Raw genomic sequence first — 16,071 nt, forward strand, 5'->3', positions numbered from 1 at the left:
CATCCGCGATCCGTCCGCGGGGCGGCCTCGTGCGCCGGGGCGGTCCGCGAGGGCAGGCGCTCGGCGTCGCGTCAGCGGTCTTCAGCCGTCCGGTCATCACGATCGGGCTCGCTCGGGTCGCTCGGGCCCAGCCGCACACAGCACTCCCCGGGTTCGGGAGCCAGGACGGCCCGCACCCCGTTGACCCCGAGGCCGTCCAGGTAGCCGGAGAGGAAGGCCAGGTTCATGCCGCACACGAGGTCGGGGGCCTTGGCCGCCAGCGGGTGGAAGGGGCAGTTGCGCAGCCGGAGCCGGGTGGGGGCTTCCCGGACGGGTTCGTAGCCGTACTCGTCCAGCAGGCGCTCGCACGCGGTCAGCCCGCGCTCGGGGCCCAGGCGGCCCGGGCGGATCTCGTCCCGCGTCCGCTCGCCCATCTGCCGGCCGCGCTGCTCGGCGGTCCGCATCGCCGCCTGCGCGGCGTTCTCGTCGGCGCCCTCGGTCAGGACGGCGTCCAGGAGGAGGTCGGCCAGGAACTCGTGGCGCCGGTCGGGGATGTTGACGGTGATCTGCGCGTCCGTGGGCTCGTAGACCTTGGGGCGCCTGCCGACCTTGCGGATCCCGCCGGGGGATTCGTAGCGGGCGTGCAGGAGGCCGGCGTCGACGAGCTTGTCGAGGTGGAACGCGGCGAGCTTGCTGGATATCCCGACGCTCGCAGCGGCCTCGTCGCGGGTGACGGCGCGGCCGGCACGGCGGATGAAGAGGAACATCCGCCGCCGTGAGTCCTCGCTCAGGACGCTGACGGAGTCGATGGCGCGGTCCGCCGCGTCGGCCCGCGAGGAGGAATCAGAAGCCACACGACCACGATAACTCGTACGAGTGTGGGCACAAGTGTCCTCGCGAACCGATCACCTGCGGGCTCTTGACGCCCTCCCCGAATAGAACCAAGACTTGTTGGTGAAACTACTGGGAGGTTGTCATGGCTGTGCAGTCACAGATGCAGGCCAAGCGTCCGGTCAGCGCCGCTCTCGCCGGCCCGTACGGCCACCCGTTCCACCCGATCCTGGTGACCGTGCCGATCGGCGCCTGGGTGACCAGCCTGGTGTTCGACATCGCCTCTCATGCGGTGCGCCGGCCGGGGTTCCTCGCCCAGTCCTCGCAGTGGCTGATCGCGGTCGGTGTGATCGGCGCCCTGCTCGCGGCCACGATCGGATTCCTCGACCTGTTCGCGATCCCCGCGGCCACCCCGGCCTTCCGCACCGCCCTGGTCCACATGACGCTGAACCTGCTGGTGACCGCCGCCTACGCCGCCAACTTCCTGTGGCGGCACGCCGACCCCACCGGCGGCGCGGGCGTGGGCGCCGGCAAGCTCGTGCTGTCCGCGATCAGCGTGGCGGTACTGGGTGTCTCGGGGTTCCTGGGCGGCAAGCTCGCCTACCGCTACGGCGTCCGTGTCGCCGACGAGAGGACCCAGGCCGAGGGTTACACGACCGGCGACAGCCCGAGGCGCGCCGGCTCCGCCGCGTGAGCCGGTCCTCGGCACCCCTCCAGGACGGCAGCCCGGCCCTTCCGTCCGCCGCCGCCCCACCGCCCGACCGTCCCCATCGCCCCCACCGTCCCCACCGTCCCCCAGGGAGTTCCCCATGGCCGTCGCCGCACTGATCACCTGGGTGCTCACCGCCCTCGGCGGCTTCTTCCTGCTCGCCACCTGGATCCGGCGCGGCGGGCTCCGCCGGCAGCAGTCCGGCACCAGCCGCCTGCCCGCCCCCGCTGTCTTCGGCCACTTCGCGCCGGCCGCCGTCGGACTCGTGGTGTGGATCGTCTACATCGTGGCCGACAGGAGCGTCCTGGCCTGGACCGCGTTCGGTCTGCTGCTGCCGGTCGCCCTGCTGGGATTCGTCATGCTGGCCCGCTGGATCCCCGTCCACCGCGACCGCACCACGGCCGGGGCGGCCGCCGCCGCGGCCCCGGAAGCCGAAGCCGCCGTCCCCGCCGAGCGGCACTTCCCCGTGGCGGTGGTCGTGGCGCACGGGGTGCTCGCGGTGGCCACCCTGGCCCTGGTCCTGCTGACCGCCCTGGGGGGCGGTTGACATGACCGGACGTTCCCACCGCGCCCCGCCCGGACAGCGGCGCCCGACGCCGAGGACATACCAGCACGGCCCGCTCCGCGGGTCGTCCATGAGCCGGAGGCGATCGATACGGCCGCGGCTGAGACCGCGGCCGGGCAGTTCCTGACCGCCCCCGGCGTCTCCACCGCCTCCGGGAGCCTGCGCGGCACGCCGGGCCGGACGGCCCGCGCCTGTGCCGAACTGTTCAGCCCACGCCCCTTCGACCTGACCACCTTCCCCGACGACGAGGGCTACGACGAACTCGTCCTGCCCGCCGCATCCCCGTCCGGTCCGTCTGCGAGCCCCCTCCGCTGCCGTTCGTCGGCACCGCCCACGTCGGTTCGTCGGCACCGCCCTCGTCGGCCACCCGCCCGGCGCCCGCATCCTCGGCCTGTCCGGGCCGGCACGCGTCGTCGAGCACTTCGCCTGCCGTCCCACGCTCCCGCAGCGAGTTCCCCGACCTCACCGGCGTCACCTCCTGACCCGGGAGAGAACTGCCGTGCGGCTCATCCCTACGGCAATTGACGGAGTATCGTGTGATCACCACACAGCGTCTCTGCCCGGGCTTTCTCGACGAAGTGAGACTTCGCGCCCAACTCCGGTGCTTGCGGGGACAGTCCAGGCTGGCGCGGTGGCTAGCATGAGCCACGTGTTCGAACTGGAAGCTGGTCATCCCTCTTCCGGGTTCTTGGCGATGCTTCAGTCGTCCATGTACCTCCTGCTCTCACGGACCGAGGGAACGCGGAATGCCAGTGCCTGCCCGACCCCGTCAGCGCCGATCCTCCAACGGGGCACGCTCCTCGCCGGCATTCTTCCCCGTGTTCCTGGTCGTGACGGCCCTCGGCGCCGCAGCGGCGGCCGTCCTCGCTCCCGCGAGTGCCCGCTCATGGGTTCTGGGCACGGCGGCCGTGGCCTGGGTCTGCCTCGCCGCCGTCACCGTCGGCGCCTCGACGCTGATACGCCGTGCGCGCCGGCAGGCGGCGGCACGCGGCGAGGAACTGGAGACGGTCAGGAGCAACGCGGCTCAGCAGGGTGTCGAGGCGGCTCAGCTGGTCAACACCACGCTTCCCGCCGTGGTGCGGCAGGTGAAGAACGGTGCCGGCGCCGACGAGGCCCTGTCCGGCGTGCGCTCCCCCTCCGACCCGTACCTGCGTCAGGCGCTGCACGTCTTCGCCACCGAGGTGAGCGAGGCGGTGCGGCAGGCGGGCGCGGCGCAGAGCGAACTCGACGCCACGCGCAGTGATCTGAAGGCAGGGACCGAGGAGCTGGAGCGGCTGACCAGCCGTACGCTGCCCGCGGCGGTGGCCATGCTGCGGGAGGGCAGCTCCGCCGACACGGTCCTCGCCGCCTTCGACTGGCCGCGCAACCAGCTGCTGCGCGCCCCGGCCGAGTACTTCGTGCGCGAACTCGCCTACAGCGAGCGCCGTTCCTCCGCGGCCCAGGCCGCCTCCGCGAAGGCGCTCAGCCGGGTCCAGGCCAAGACCGTCAGCATGCTCGCCGAGCTGCGGGAGATGCAGGAACGTCACGGCCAGGAGGTCTTCGGTGACCTGTTGCGGCTGGACCACAGCACCTCCCAGCTGGGTCTGCTGACCGACCGGCTGGCGCTGCTGATGGGCGGCCGCTCCAGCCGGGTCTGGAACAAGCCGATCGTGATGGAGAGCATCCTGCGCGGTGCCGTCGGCCGGATCGCCGCCTACCGGCGGGTGCGGCTGCACAACTCCAGCCGGGCCGCCATCGCGGGGTTCGCGGCCGAGGGTGTGATGCACCTGCTGGCCGAGCTCATGGACAACGCGGCGAACTTCTCCCCGCCGATCGACGAGGTCCACGTGTACGTCGAGGAGGGCAGCGCCGGTCTCGTCGTCACCATCGAGGACAGCGGCCTGAAGATGTCCGACGCCGCCATGCGCCGGGCGAAGGACTCCGTGTCGGGCAGGTACGCCGACCTCGCCTCGCTGCAGGGCACCCGGCTCGGTCTGGCCGTGGTGGGGCGACTCGCCGACAAGTACGGCATCAGCGTCAACTACCGGCCCTCCTCGCGCGGCGGCACCGGCGTCGTCGTGCTCCTCCCGCCCCAGCTCGTCGCCCAGCAGCGCGACGCGCTCGCCGGCGACAAGCCCCGCCGTGCCGCGGAGGTCCCGGCCGCGCACGCCCCCGCGGTCGAGGAGCGCGCCGTTCCCGTGCGCCCCCAGGCGGCCCCGGCCGCCGACGCGGCGCCCGCCGCGCAGGCTCCCCGCAGGCGCGATGCCGCCACCCCCAACGGACTGCCCGTCCGCGCCCCCGGCCGCACCATGGCCGAGGCCGAGCGGAGCCGGCCGAAGCAGGCGGCCGAGCCGCCTCGGACGGCCCGGCAGGAGCCGGGTCCGGCACGTGACGCCGGCAGCCGGTTCGGCGCCTTCCACCGCGGCCGGCAGGCCGGTGGTGCCACCGGTGCCGCGCCCGAGACCGGGACCGGAAGCGAAGACTAGGTCCCCCACCCCCTCACCCCTCACGGCCGCACCGCGGCCACACCCCGCACCCGATTCGCCGTACCTCGTTGGATTGGAGGAACGGGCCGGGTGACCTGCCGAAGGTCACAGCCCGGCCCACCCACCATGGAGACCACTGACAACAGCCTCACCTGGCTCTTGACGAACCTTCTGGAGCGCACGCCGGGCACGCGGCACGCCCTCGTCCTGTCCAGGGACGGCCTGAAACTGTGCTGGACCGAGCACATGACGCTCGACCAGGCCGACCAGCTCGCGGCCATCTGCTCGGGCATCCAGGCGCTCGCACAGGGCGCGTCCGTGGAGTTCGGCGACGGGTCGGGCGGTGTCCGGCACTCCATGACCGAGTTCCACGGCGGCCTGCTGTTCATCGTGGAAGCCGGCCAGGGCGCCCATCTGGCGGTCGTCGCCGAGGAGAGCGCCGACCCGGGTGTCGTGGGCCACCAGATGACGGAGATGGTCGAGCAGATCGGCGAGCACCTGCGGGCCGAGCCGCGCAGTGCCGCCACCCGAGGTGCCACCGCGTGATCCACAAACCCGTGGACGTCGGTGATCCCGACCGGCTGTACACCGTCACGGGTGGGCGCAGCGAAGCCGACGACACGTTCGATCTGGTGACGCTGATCGTCAGCGAGTGCGAGCCCACCGCGGGAATGCAGTCGGAGCACGTGCGGATCCTCGAGATGTGCCGGCACCCGACGGCGCTGGTCGAGATCGCCGCCGAGCTGAAGCTGCCCATCACCGTCGTCCGGATCCTCCTCAGCGACCTCCATGCCATGGGCAAGGTGAGTGCTCGTCACCCCCGCGCGGCCGCGTCCGTCGCGGACCTCCCCGAAACCGCCCTGCTCCAGGAGGTGCTATATGGGCTCCGCAACCTCTGAGCTGCCTTTCCAGCGCACGCCGCTGGCCGATGCCGCCGAGACCGGCCTGAAGATCGTCGTCGTGGGCGGATTCGGGGTCGGCAAGACCACCCTGGTGCGCTCGGTCAGCGAGATCCGGCCGCTGAACACCGAAGAGCTGATGACGCAGGCGGGTCAGGGCGTCGACGAGACGACCGGGGTGGAACGCAAGGCCACCACCACCGTCGCGTTCGACTTCGGACGCATCAGCCTGAACCAGCACATGGTGCTGTACCTGTTCGGCGCCCCGGGCCAGGAACGCTTCTGGTTCCTGTGGGACCGGCTGTTCTCCGGCACGCTGGGCGCGGTCGTCCTCGTCGACACCCGCCGCATGGAGGACTCCTGGTACGCGATCGACCGGCTCGAGCATCACAAGACGCCGTTCGTGGTGGCCGTCAACCGGTTCGACGACGACGACAACCGGTTCTCCCTGGAGGAGATCCGCCAGGCCCTCGCCCTCGGTGAACACGTACCCATGATCGACTGCGACGCGCGGATCAGGTCGTCCGCCAAGGAGGTCCTCATCGCTCTCGTGCAACACCTCTACGCGTTGGCACTGATCCAGGAGAGGACACCGTGAGCGACACCACCGGCTCCCCGTCCGCCGGCCTGCCTGCGTCCGGCTGCCCCGCGCACCCCGGCGCCGTACGGCTGGGCGGACTGGAGTACCAGCAGACGCCTTCGCAGCTGTACCGGACGCTGCGCCGGGAACACGGGTCCGTCGCGCCGGTGCTGCTCGACGGCGACATCCCCGCCTGGCTCGTGCTCGGGTATCCCGAGGTCTGCTACGTGACCAACCACGACGAGCTGTTCGCGCGGGACTCCCGGCGCTGGAACCAGTGGCCGAACATCCCGCCGGACTGGCCGCTGCTGCCGTTCGTCGGCCACCAGCCGTCGGTGCTCTTCACCGAGGGGGCGGAGCACCAGCGCCGCGCCGGTGTGATCACGCAGGCGCTGGAGGGAGTCGACCAGTTCGAGCTCACCCGTGAGTGCCAGCTCATCGCCGAACAGCTGATCGCCTCGTTCTCCGGCAGCGGCGAGGCCGAACTGATGAGCATGTACGCGCACGCCCTGCCGGCCCGTGCCGTGCTGTGGATGTGCGGCATGCCGCAGGGCAGCGAGGACACCGAGCAGCTCGTCGACGACCTGCGCATCTCCCTGGACGCCGGCGAGGGCGACGACCCGGTGGCGGCGTACATGCGCGTCGGGGAGCGCATCATGCGGCTGGTGAAGGAGAAGCGGGAGCGTCCCGGCCCGGACGTCACCTCCCGCATGCTGCTCGATCCGGCCGGCCTCAGCGACGAGGAGCTGGTGCAGGATCTGATCTCGGTGATCGCGGCGGCGCAACAGCCGACCGCCAACTGGATCTGCAACACCCTGCGGCTGCTGCTGACCGACGAGCGCTTCGCGGTGAACGTCTCCGGCGGCCGGGTCAGTGTCGGGGAGGCCCTGAACGAGGTCCTCTGGCTGGACACGCCGACGCAGAACTTCATCGGCCGCTGGGCGGTGCGGGACACGCAGCTCGGCGGGCGGCTCATCCGGGAGGGCGACTGCCTGATCCTGGGCCTGGCCGCGGCCAACACCGATCCGCAGATCTGGCCCGAGTCGCATGTCGGCGCCGAGAACTCCGCGCACCTGTCCTTCAGCAACGGGGAGCACCGCTGCCCCTACCCCGCGCCGCTCCTGGCGGACGTCATGGCGCGTACGGCGGTGGAGACGCTCATGGAGCACCTGCCCGACCTGGTGCTGGGCGTGGAGCCGGAGGAGCTGACCTGGCGGCCGTCCATCTGGATGCGCGGTCTGACCTCCCTGCCGGTGCGGTTCACCCCCACGGTTCACTAGGGGGCGCCCGTCCGGGACGCGCTCCCGGCTGCGGCGGCGTTGCAACGGCGTTCCCCCGCCGTGTCCCGTGTGGGCGCGGCGGGGGGCACGCTCCCCAGGCCGGGCGGAGACCCGGGGCGGCGGGAGGGTGTTCAGCCGGCGGCCGGGGTGAAGCGCACGGGCAGCGACTGCGGGCCGCGGGTGAACACGCCCTGCTCGACCGGGTCGAAGCCGTCGGCCAGCCGGAGGTCCGGCAGGGCGTCGAGCAACTGGTTCATCCCGATCTCCACCTCCGCCTTGGCCAGCAGCGCGCCGACGCAGAAGTGCCGGCCGAGGGCGAAGGCGAGGTGGCCGGCGGCGGCGGAGAACGCCGACGTGGTGTTCAGGTCGTCACGGAAGATGTCGAAGGTGTCGGGGTCGCGGAATCGGCGCTCGTCCCGGTTGGCGGCGCCGATGAGGCAGGTCACCGTGGCTCCCGCCGGGATGGTGCCGCCGCTGACCTCCACGTCGGTGGCCGACTGCCGCATGATCATGTGCACCGGTGGGGTGTAGCGCAGCGTCTCGGCGAACGCGGCGGGGATCAGGCTCCGGTCCGCGCGGACCGCCGCCAGCTGGTCCGGGTGCAGCAGCAGGTTGGCGAGGATGCTCGCCAGCGCCTTGTCGGTGGTCTCCCCGCCGGCGGCGAGCAGCAGGCTGCAGAACGCCTTGATGTCCTCGTCGCTCATCCGCACCCCGTCGACCTCGGCGGCGCAGAGCGTCGACAGCAGGTCGTCGCCCGGGTTGTCGCGCCGCTCGCGGATGATCGGGATCATGTACTCGGCGAACTCCACCCGGGTGCGCTCCCCGGCGGCGGCCACCTCGGGGTCGCCCGCGAGGTTGCCGAGGAAGGCGATGACGGCCGTGTACCAGCCGTGGAACCGGGCGTGGTCGTCCTTGTTCAGACCCAGCATGTCCGCGATGACGTTGACCGGGAAGCGGGTCGTGTAGTCCCGGACGATGTCGGCGGAGCCGGAGTGCCGGAAGGCGTCTATCAGCTCGCGCGAGTTGCGCTCGATGACCGGCAGGAACTTCTCCTGCAGGTCCCTGCCCCGGAAGGCGGGCGCCACCAGGGCGCGGCGCACCGCGTGCTCGCGTCCGCTGAGCTGGAGGATCGTTCTGCCGTGCACCGGCTCCAGCTGCCAGGTGTAGTTGTCGGTCGTGAACTCCGCGTCTCTGTCCTTGAAGACGCGTTCGACGTCGTCGTAGCGGGAGATGATGTAACTCTTGGTGGCTTCGTGCCAGATCAGGGGTTCTTTTTCCCGCATCACCGCGTAGGCGGGGTAGGGGTCGGCGGCGAACTCGGGCGAGAGGATGTCGGGCACCTGCTGGGCGGTGGACACGGAACTCCCTTGGGTCGACGGGGTGTCTGCATGCCCAGACTATTGATCTTTCGGTGGCTCAAACAGTGCGATCCTGGCCGAAGATGTGCGGGCGGGCACGAAGGAACCGGCCAGAGGCCACCCAGCCGTCGCGGGCGCGGGCCGCGCGGCCGGGGGTTCGGGGGGAGCCGGTTGCGCGGCGGTCGGGGCCGGCCCGCCCCGCCTGTGCGCCGCGCCAGGGCTGCCCGGTGCGGGGCCGGAGGCCGGGCAGCGGCTTGGCGGCCGGCTCGCCCGACCGGAACTCAGCACGTGCTGTCGACGCCGTCGATCGATTTCCCGAAACCGCGGTCGTAGCGGGTGGCATAGTCGCCCTTGTGGACCGTGCGGCACACTTTCTGGCCGCCGCTCCAGTCGATGAACGCGCCGGACCGGTTTGCGATGAACGAATACGAGTGATCGCGCCAGGCCGCGGGGAGGTCCTTGTATCCCCCCGCCCAGTCGTACTGCACGCCGGTGTAGCCCACACCCGTCCACAGACAGATCGCACGGGAGGGGCAGGTGGAATTCGTGGTGCTCGGGATCGCCTGTGCGCTTCGGACGGTGCCCAGTGCGGCCACCGCCACAACGCCGGCGACCACGACCGAGCGCAGGGATTTGCTTGCCTTCACGTCAGGACTCCTCAGGGGCGGACCATTGACGGCCGGTGATTTCCGGCGCGTTTCCCGGGCCGGAGGCAGTTGATCGCCGAGCCGTGGGCGCCCGGGCCTCCTCCTGCCCTTCAGCAACTTTACCGAGGGGCCGTCATCTGTGGTTCTTGCGGCGGAATCCGTCCTGAAACAGCGCTATAGAACCCTGTAACTCTCACCCCTTCGGGCGAAATTGAATTCGTCGTTGACGCTGCCGTGAGCAGGGCTGTCGCCGCTCTCCCGCTACGCGCCATTTCTCGGGGCACCACCCGATCGACAGCCGTTTTCCAGCAGCGCGGCGGTGCATTCCCGAACACAGCCGGAGCGCACCCGCTGCCACAGTGCGCCGGAGCCGCCCCGCCGTACGCGGCGGGGCGGCTCGCTTCACGAAGGGGGGCGCCGGCCCGCAGCGGAGGCCGGAAAAAACCGAAGGCAAGGAGAATGCCACTCCTTGCCACTCTCAACTTATATCGCACCGGGGGGCTTGCGGCAAGACCCCGTCCGTACCGCAGAATCGGCGGCCACAAGCCAGGACCTGCGGAAACGGGAGTTGCCATATGCGTGTGCTGATGACGACATGGGGATCGCGCGGAGATGTCGAACCGCTGGCGGGACTGGCGTCGGCGCTGCGGGAACTCGGCGCGCAGGCGCGGCTGTGCGCGCCTCCGGACGAGGAGTTCGCGGTGCTGTCGGAGCGGGTCGGCGTGCCGCTGGTGCCGCTCGGCCCGTCGGTGCGCTCGGTGGTCGCCGGAACGAGGCCTCCGACGACCGAGGACGCGTTCCGCCTTGCCCCCGAGCTGGTCGCGGCGCGGTTCGAGACGCTCACCGCGGCGGCCGAGGGATGCGACGTGCTGCTGGCGACCGGCCTGATGCCGGCCGGCGCACGGGACGTGGCCGAGAAACTGGGCATCCCCTACGTGCTCGCGTGCTTCCACACCCTGGGCCTGCCGTCGCGGCGCTTCCCGCCGGGGAGGCGGCCGGGCACGCCGTCCCCGGAGGGCGAGACCGACATCCGGGTGCTGTGGGAGCAGGACGCCCAGCGGGTGAATGCGCTGTACGGCGAGGCGCTCAACAAGCACCGGGCGGCGATCGGCCTGCCGCCGGTGGACAACGTCCGCGACCACGTGCTCACCGACCGGCCGTGGCTGGCGGCGGACCCGACGCTGTGCCCGTCGCAGGGCATGACGGACCTCGACCTCGTGCAGACCGGGGCCTGGATCCTGCCCGACGACCGGCCGCTGCCGAAGGAGCTGGAGGCGTTCCTGGACGCCGGCGAGCCGCCGGTGTACGTGGGCTTCGGCAGCATGGCCGCGTACGCCCCGCAGGACATCGCCCGGGTGGCCACGGAAGCGAGCCGCGCGCAGGGCCGCCGGGTCCTCCTCGCCCGCGGCTGGGCGAACCTGGCCCCGGTCGACGACAACGACGACTGCTTCGTCGTCGGCGAGGTCAACCAGCAGGCCCTGTTCCGCCGCGTGGCCGCCGTCGTGCACCACGGCGGCGCGGGTACGACGACCACGGCGGCCCTGGCCGGCGCGCCCCAGGTGGTGGTCCCCCGGATCGCGGACCAGCCGCACTGGGCGAGGCGGGTGACCGAACTGGGCATCGGCGCGGCGCACGAGGGCCTGACGCCGACCACCGACTCCCTGTCGGCCGCGCTCGCCACGGTCCTGACACCGCAGACCCGCGCACGGGCGGCGGCGGTGGCGGGCACGATCCGCACCGACGGGGCGAGGGTGGCCGCGGAACTGCTCCTCGACACGGCCGGCCGCGGGCCCGGAAGGCGCTGAGAGGGGGGCATCGGCGCAGGCTCACGGCGAGATCGTCACGGTCTCCCCGGTGCCGGGACACAGCCGCCGGAGCGGACGGGGCGCCCCAGCGCGTTCCCCCCGTGGAGAGCTTCGGCCGGCTGCGTCCCGATGTTCGTTCCGTAGCCGCTCATCTGAGACGCCTGGGGCACATGTTGCGACAGGTGGGCTTGTACGGGGCGACGCGGGGCATCCGACAGGCGCGGACGCCTTCGCCGCGGCCACCGGGGCCGCGGGCGCGGTGGCCGCTCGGAGAACACGCAAGGGGAGACACCGTGACGGCGCGTATCGGCGCAGAGGAAGAATTTCACGTGCTCGACGTGGAGAGCGGGCGGCTGTCGCCGAGTGCCGGCGCCGTGCTCGACCGGCTGGACAGACCCGGGTTCACCACCGAGCTGCAGCAGTCGGTGGTGGAGAGCAACAGCCAGGTGCACGACACCCTCGACGGCCTGTACTCCGACCTCGCGGGAGCCCGGCGCCGGCTGGACGCGGCAGCCTCCTCGCTCGGTCTGGCGGTGGTGGCGGCCGGCACCGTCCCGCTGGCCCGGGTCGGCTCCCGGGACGTCACCGCCGACGCCCGCTACCGGCACATGGTGGACGAGTACCGCAGGGTCGCCGACGAGCAGCTCATCTGCAGCGCCCAGGTGCACGTCGACGTGCCCGACCGGGACACCGCCGTCCGCGCCATGTGCCTGGTGTCGCCGTGGCTGCCGCCGCTGCTGGCCCTGTCCGCCAGTTCGCCGTTCTGGCTGGGTGAGGACACCGGCTACGCCAGCTGGCGCACCATGCTCTGGCAGCGCTGGCCCACCGCAGGGCCGGTCGGCTGCTACGCGAGCGCCGACGAGTACGACCGCGCCGTCGACGCGCTCATCGCATCCGGCACCATCAGCGACGCCGGGATGATGTATCACGACATACGCCCCTCCGCTCACCAGGGCACCCTCGAACTGCGCATCTGCGACGCCTGCCCGCGCGTGGAGACCGTGGTGCTGGTCGCCGGCCTGTTCCGCGCGCTGGTGCACGACGCGTGCGAGCGTCTGGAGCGCCAGGGCGGCCTCGAGTGCGACGGCCACCACGACTGGCTGCGGGCCGCCGCCTGGCGCGCCGCCCGCTCCGGCCTGGAGGGCCCGCTGGTGGATCCGGAGACCCGCAGGCCCGAGCCGGCCCCCGTGGTGCTGCGCCGGATGCGGGACCGGCTGCGCCCGGCGCTGGAGGCGTCGGGGGACTGGGCGACGGTGCACACGCTGCTGGAGGAGGCCCTGGCCGCCGGCAGCGCCGCCCATCGGCTGCGGCGGGCGGCCGCGGCGGAGGACCTGCTCGCCAGCATCGACCTCATGGTCGCCGAGACCCGCGGCACGCCGCTGCGGCGCGCCGCCTCGGCCGCCCGCCGGCCGGCCGCCTCCCCCGGAGCCGGTGGCGGCGCGTCCCGCTCGTTCCTGCACAGCACCGCGGCCGGCGGGCCGCTCGGCTGACCGGAACGCCGGACGCGAGTTCGTGGGCGCGGGCCGACACCCAGCGGGCCGCCGCCCAGTGCGCCGACACCCAGCGGGCCGACGCCCCGCACACCCGGCCCGACCGCTCCGGGCGGACCGGCAGCATCCCTCACCGCACCCGCGCCGGAGCCCCGTGTGCCACGGCGTGCCCGCCGGACCGGGCCGCGCAGGCAGGCTGCCGGTGGGCCCGCGTCACGCTGGTGGGCCCGCGTCACGCCGGTCCGGACGGGTGCGGGTACGGGGCCGCCGGACCGGGGTGGAGCCGACCGCCCGTGCCTGCCCCGGCCAGCGGGTTCGGCAGGGGCAGGTAGCGGGCGTCCGCGCCGTCCGCCCCCGTCCAGCGCAGCAGCAGGTTGGTCTTGCCGGGCAGGGTGGGCGCGGAGAGCAGGGCGGGGATCTCGGGCAGGTCGTGCCGGGCGAGTTCCCGGCGGGCGGCCGGCCACGGGTCGAGGCCGGGATGGTGGTCGGCGAGGGCCGCGGCGATCTCGGTGAGGTGGTTGACGACCAGGCAGTACACCAGGCGCTCCCAGCCGGCGGCGCGGGGGACGTCGGTGAGCAGCTTGGCGCCCTCGGCGTCCCGGAACAGGGCCTGCACGGGCGTGCCGGACGCGTCCACGGCGACGAGGGTGTTCTGCAGGTGGGCCTCCAGGACGACCCCGTGCGCGTGGAACGCGGTCAGGGCGGGCGGGACGACGTGCCGCAGGTACGCCTCCCACCAGCCGGCCGGGTCGGCCGCGGCGGCCAGCGGGCTGCCGTCGAAGCCCTCCGCCAGGCCCGCGGCGAGCAGCGGGGTGGCGCCCGGCAGGAGGTGGCCGCGCAGGCCGTCGCGGACGAGTACGGCCAGTTCCTCGAAGGCGAAGGCGGCCGTGCGGTAGCCGCGGTCGCTCAGCCAGGCCGCGGGCGGTCCCATCGCCGCGAAGGCGTGCCCGGCGGCGGTGTCGGTGCGGCGCAGTCCGCGCAGGTCGTGACGCCACAGCCGGCGGATGTCGTTGGTGATGCGCACGTCCAGGCTGAACTTCAGGAACAGGTCGCGCCGCGGCTCGTACACCGTGCGGACCGCTGCCGTGGGCCAGGCGTCGAACGCGGTCGTGCCGAGCCGCAGCAGGCGGCCGTCGGCGAAGGCGGGCGCGAGGTCGCGGGCGGCCAGGTCGAGCTGCCAGGGGTGGGCGGGCAGCAGCCGGTAGCCGGGGGGTGCCGTGCCGAGGGCGTCCAGGGCGCCGGTGTCGCCCTCCTCGGCCACCTGGTCCTCGCGGACGCCGAGCAGCACGAGCGGGAACCGGGCGTGCGCCTCGGGCGCGTACGGCAGCCAGGACGCGACGGGGCCGCCGCCGCGCGCCTTGGGGGCCGGGTGGTAGGGGTGGCCGGTGAGCAGGGACTGCTCGGAGCGCAGGTACGGGTCGGCGGGGGCGGTGGCCCGCTCGCGGGCGGTGAGCAGGGCGGCGATCGCGTCCCGGCTGTCGATCATCTCGGCGGGCAGGTCGCCCCCGGGCAGTCCGGTGTGCCGGCGCAGCTCCTCGGAGACCAGTTTGACCAGTTCCGTGTGGCCGACGCGGCGCCAGGCACCGTCCGTGTACAGCTCCGGGTCCGCGGGGCGGCGTCCGGCGCGCACCCGCAGCAGCCGTCCGCCCGGCAGCCGGTGCACCCGCCGGTCCCCGGCGTCCCGGAGCGGCTCGGCCACCTCCCGCAGCAGGCAGTTGAGCAGGGGCGCCGCCGCGTACGCGTCGGCACGGCGGCCGGCCTCGCCGGTGGGGGGTGTGTGGTCCACGCGTTCCATTCGTCCGTCGTGCAGGGCCCGGCCGCCCCGCGCGCCGGGCGCGCCGTCGGGGGTGCCGGTGACGATCAGTATGGCGTCGTCCCCGACAATCGTGCCGTGCCCCGCCCACCCGAGGAACCGACCGTGCGCCGTCCCCTCACCGCCGAGACGGAGGTCGCCGCGGAGCTGGCCGCCGTACGGCCCGGTCTGCTGCCCCGGTACGCGGCGGAGCTGCCGGGCGCCCGCGCCGCCGTGCTGACCCGCCTGTGGCGGGCGCTGGCGCACGAACCGCTGCCGTGGCTGTCCGGCCGGGTGCACGGCGCGGACGGCCTGGCCCTGCGCCTGGCCGACGGCCGCACCCTGTACGGGCCGCACGCGGACCCGTACGCCACGGACGCGTACGTCACCGCCGTCCGCCTCGGCGGGGAGCGGTACGGGGATCCGGCGCGTCTGACGGCGGCGCTCGGGGTGCCGCACGGGTCCGCCTTCGCGGCGGAACTGGCGGACAGCGTCGCCTCGTTGGCGTTGTCCCGGGCCGGCGCCCGGCACCCGCGGGAGTGGCCGGCGGGCCTCCCGGCGGCCGAGGGCCGGGAGGAGGACTGGCAGTGGGAGCAGAGGGTGGTCGACGGGCACCCGTTCCACCCCAGCTGCCGTTCCCGGCCCGGTTTCTCGGTGGCGGACCAGCTGGCGTACGCACCGGAGCACGGGCCGGTGGTGGAGCTGGGGACGGTGCCGGTGCCGGCGGGCGAGTGCCTGGTCACCGGCGACTGGCCGGCGGAACTGCGGTCCGCCGGCCGGCTGTCCGTGCCGGTGCACCCCTGGCAGGCCGCGCACGTGCTCGGGCGGCCGTACGACGTCTGGCGTCCGGCCCGTCCGCTGATGTCCCTGCGCACCCTGGCCCTGCCCGACGGCGGACCGCATGTGAAGACCGCCCTCAGCGCCCGGCTGACGTCGTCGGTGCGGGACATCTCCCCGTACTCGGTGGAGGCGGCCGGGGCGCTGTCGGCGCTCGGCGAGGTGCTCGCGGCGCGCACGGACGGCCTGCTGCACGTCACCCGCACCCTGGGCGCGGTCACGGCCGGCCGCCCGGAACTCGCCGCGCTGCTGCGGGAGTCGCCCATGGTGTACGCGGGCCCGGACGAGCGGGTGGTGCCGGTGGCGGCGCTCGCCACGACCCCCCTGCCCGACTCCCCCGCCTGGTCGGCCGCGTTCACCCGCCTGGCGCTCACGGTGGGCCTGCGCCTGCTCGACCTCGGGGTGGCCCTGGAGGCGCACGGGCAGAACCTGCTGGTGGTGCTGGCCGCCGACGGCAGCCCACGGCGCCTGGTCTACCGGGATCTGGCCGACATCCGGATCAGCCCCGCCCGCCTGGCCCGGCACGGCATCGCCCCGCCCGCCCTCACCGGCCGGCTGATCAGCGACGATCCGCAGGTGCTGCGCCGCAAGCTGTTCGGCTCCCTGGTGGCGGGCGCGCTGGCCGGCACGGCGGGTTCCGGGCCGGCGCTCGGGGCGGCGCTGGCCGCCGCCCTGCCGGACCTGCCGGACACCCCCGACCTGGCGGCCCTGCGCCGCGGTCCGGTGCCCGCGAAGGCGCTGACGCTGATGCGCCTGTCCCCCGGCGTCCCGGGCGACCAGTGGACCGCGCTGCCGAACCCGCTCGTTTTGGAGCCCGGCCGGTCCGGTCAATAG

The 16,071-nt window shown here is 73.5% G+C and carries 14 protein-coding genes; 10 read left to right on the forward strand and 4 right to left on the reverse strand.

The window, feature by feature from the left end:
- Positions 1 to 71 precede the first annotated feature (71 nt).
- On the reverse strand, positions 72 to 833 hold the full coding sequence (locus tag ABZ261_RS00530) for a transcriptional regulator (protein ID WP_356854351.1): 762 nt from the start codon (positions 831 to 833) through the stop codon (positions 72 to 74).
- 122 nt (positions 834 to 955) lie between these two features.
- Between ABZ261_RS00530 and ABZ261_RS00535 the strand changes: the two genes are divergently transcribed.
- From ABZ261_RS00535 to ABZ261_RS00565, 7 genes are all read left to right on the forward strand, one after another.
- A complete protein-coding gene (locus ABZ261_RS00535) occupies positions 956 to 1,504 on the forward strand; it encodes a DUF2231 domain-containing protein (protein WP_356854352.1) in 549 nt (182 codons plus the stop codon).
- Between the two features lie 115 nt (positions 1,505 to 1,619).
- On the forward strand, positions 1,620 to 2,066 hold the full coding sequence (locus ABZ261_RS00540) for a hypothetical protein (protein WP_356854353.1): 447 nt from the start codon (positions 1,620 to 1,622) through the stop codon (positions 2,064 to 2,066).
- 764 nt (positions 2,067 to 2,830) lie between these two features.
- A complete protein-coding gene (locus tag ABZ261_RS00545; RefSeq protein ID WP_356854354.1) occupies positions 2,831 to 4,549 on the forward strand; it encodes an ATP-binding protein in 1,719 nt (572 codons plus the stop codon).
- A 126-nt stretch (positions 4,550 to 4,675) separates the two neighbouring features.
- Positions 4,676 to 5,095, forward strand: a complete 420-nt coding sequence (locus ABZ261_RS00550) for a roadblock/LC7 domain-containing protein (protein WP_356854355.1) — start codon at positions 4,676 to 4,678, stop codon at positions 5,093 to 5,095.
- Positions 5,092 to 5,448, forward strand: coding sequence for a DUF742 domain-containing protein (locus tag ABZ261_RS00555; RefSeq protein WP_356854356.1), 357 nt, complete (start codon positions 5,092 to 5,094; stop codon positions 5,446 to 5,448). The genes ABZ261_RS00550 and ABZ261_RS00555 overlap by 4 nt, the downstream gene beginning before the upstream one ends.
- The gene (locus ABZ261_RS00560) at positions 5,429 to 6,046 is read left to right on the forward strand and encodes an ATP/GTP-binding protein (RefSeq protein WP_356854357.1); all 618 of its coding nucleotides are present in this window, start codon (positions 5,429 to 5,431) and stop codon (positions 6,044 to 6,046) included. The genes ABZ261_RS00555 and ABZ261_RS00560 overlap by 20 nt, the downstream gene beginning before the upstream one ends.
- Positions 6,043 to 7,308 carry a cytochrome P450 gene (locus ABZ261_RS00565; protein ID WP_356854358.1) on the forward strand — a complete coding sequence of 422 codons (1,266 nt, stop codon included), beginning with the start codon at positions 6,043 to 6,045 and terminating at the stop codon, positions 7,306 to 7,308. Before ABZ261_RS00560 ends, ABZ261_RS00565 begins: the two co-directional genes overlap by 4 nt.
- A 131-nt stretch (positions 7,309 to 7,439) precedes the next feature.
- Here ABZ261_RS00565 and ABZ261_RS00570 read toward each other — a convergent pair whose 3' ends face one another.
- Positions 7,440 to 8,666 (reverse strand): cytochrome P450, encoded by a 1,227-nt coding sequence (locus ABZ261_RS00570; protein ID WP_356854359.1) that lies wholly within the window; start codon positions 8,664 to 8,666, stop codon positions 7,440 to 7,442.
- A 281-nt stretch (positions 8,667 to 8,947) separates the two neighbouring features.
- The gene (locus ABZ261_RS00575) at positions 8,948 to 9,313 is read right to left on the reverse strand and encodes a peptidase inhibitor family I36 protein (RefSeq protein ID WP_356854360.1); all 366 of its coding nucleotides are present in this window, start codon (positions 9,311 to 9,313) and stop codon (positions 8,948 to 8,950) included.
- Positions 9,314 to 9,888: 575 nt separating this feature from the next.
- Between ABZ261_RS00575 and ABZ261_RS00580 the strand changes: the two genes are divergently transcribed.
- Both ABZ261_RS00580 and ABZ261_RS00585 read left to right on the forward strand, forming a co-directional pair.
- Complete coding sequence (locus ABZ261_RS00580) at positions 9,889 to 11,118, forward strand: glycosyltransferase (protein WP_356854361.1); 1,230 nt, start codon at positions 9,889 to 9,891, stop codon at positions 11,116 to 11,118.
- 293 nt (positions 11,119 to 11,411) lie between these two features.
- Positions 11,412 to 12,608 (forward strand): YbdK family carboxylate-amine ligase, encoded by a 1,197-nt coding sequence (locus ABZ261_RS00585; RefSeq protein WP_356854362.1) that lies wholly within the window; start codon positions 11,412 to 11,414, stop codon positions 12,606 to 12,608.
- Positions 12,609 to 12,840: 232 nt separating this feature from the next.
- Here the strand turns inward: ABZ261_RS00585 and ABZ261_RS00590 are convergent, their stop codons facing one another.
- Positions 12,841 to 14,403 (reverse strand): IucA/IucC family protein, encoded by a 1,563-nt coding sequence (locus tag ABZ261_RS00590; RefSeq protein ID WP_356854363.1) that lies wholly within the window; start codon positions 14,401 to 14,403, stop codon positions 12,841 to 12,843.
- A 123-nt stretch (positions 14,404 to 14,526) separates the two neighbouring features.
- On the opposite strand from ABZ261_RS00590, the gene ABZ261_RS00595 reads away from it, so the two are divergent.
- Positions 14,527 to 16,071, forward strand: coding sequence for an IucA/IucC family siderophore biosynthesis protein (locus ABZ261_RS00595; RefSeq protein ID WP_356854581.1), 1,545 nt, complete (start codon positions 14,527 to 14,529; stop codon positions 16,069 to 16,071).

Origin of the sequence: Streptomyces sp. NPDC006193 (assembly GCF_040613915.1) — a bacterium.
GTDB lineage: Bacteria > Actinomycetota > Actinomycetes > Streptomycetales > Streptomycetaceae > Streptomyces.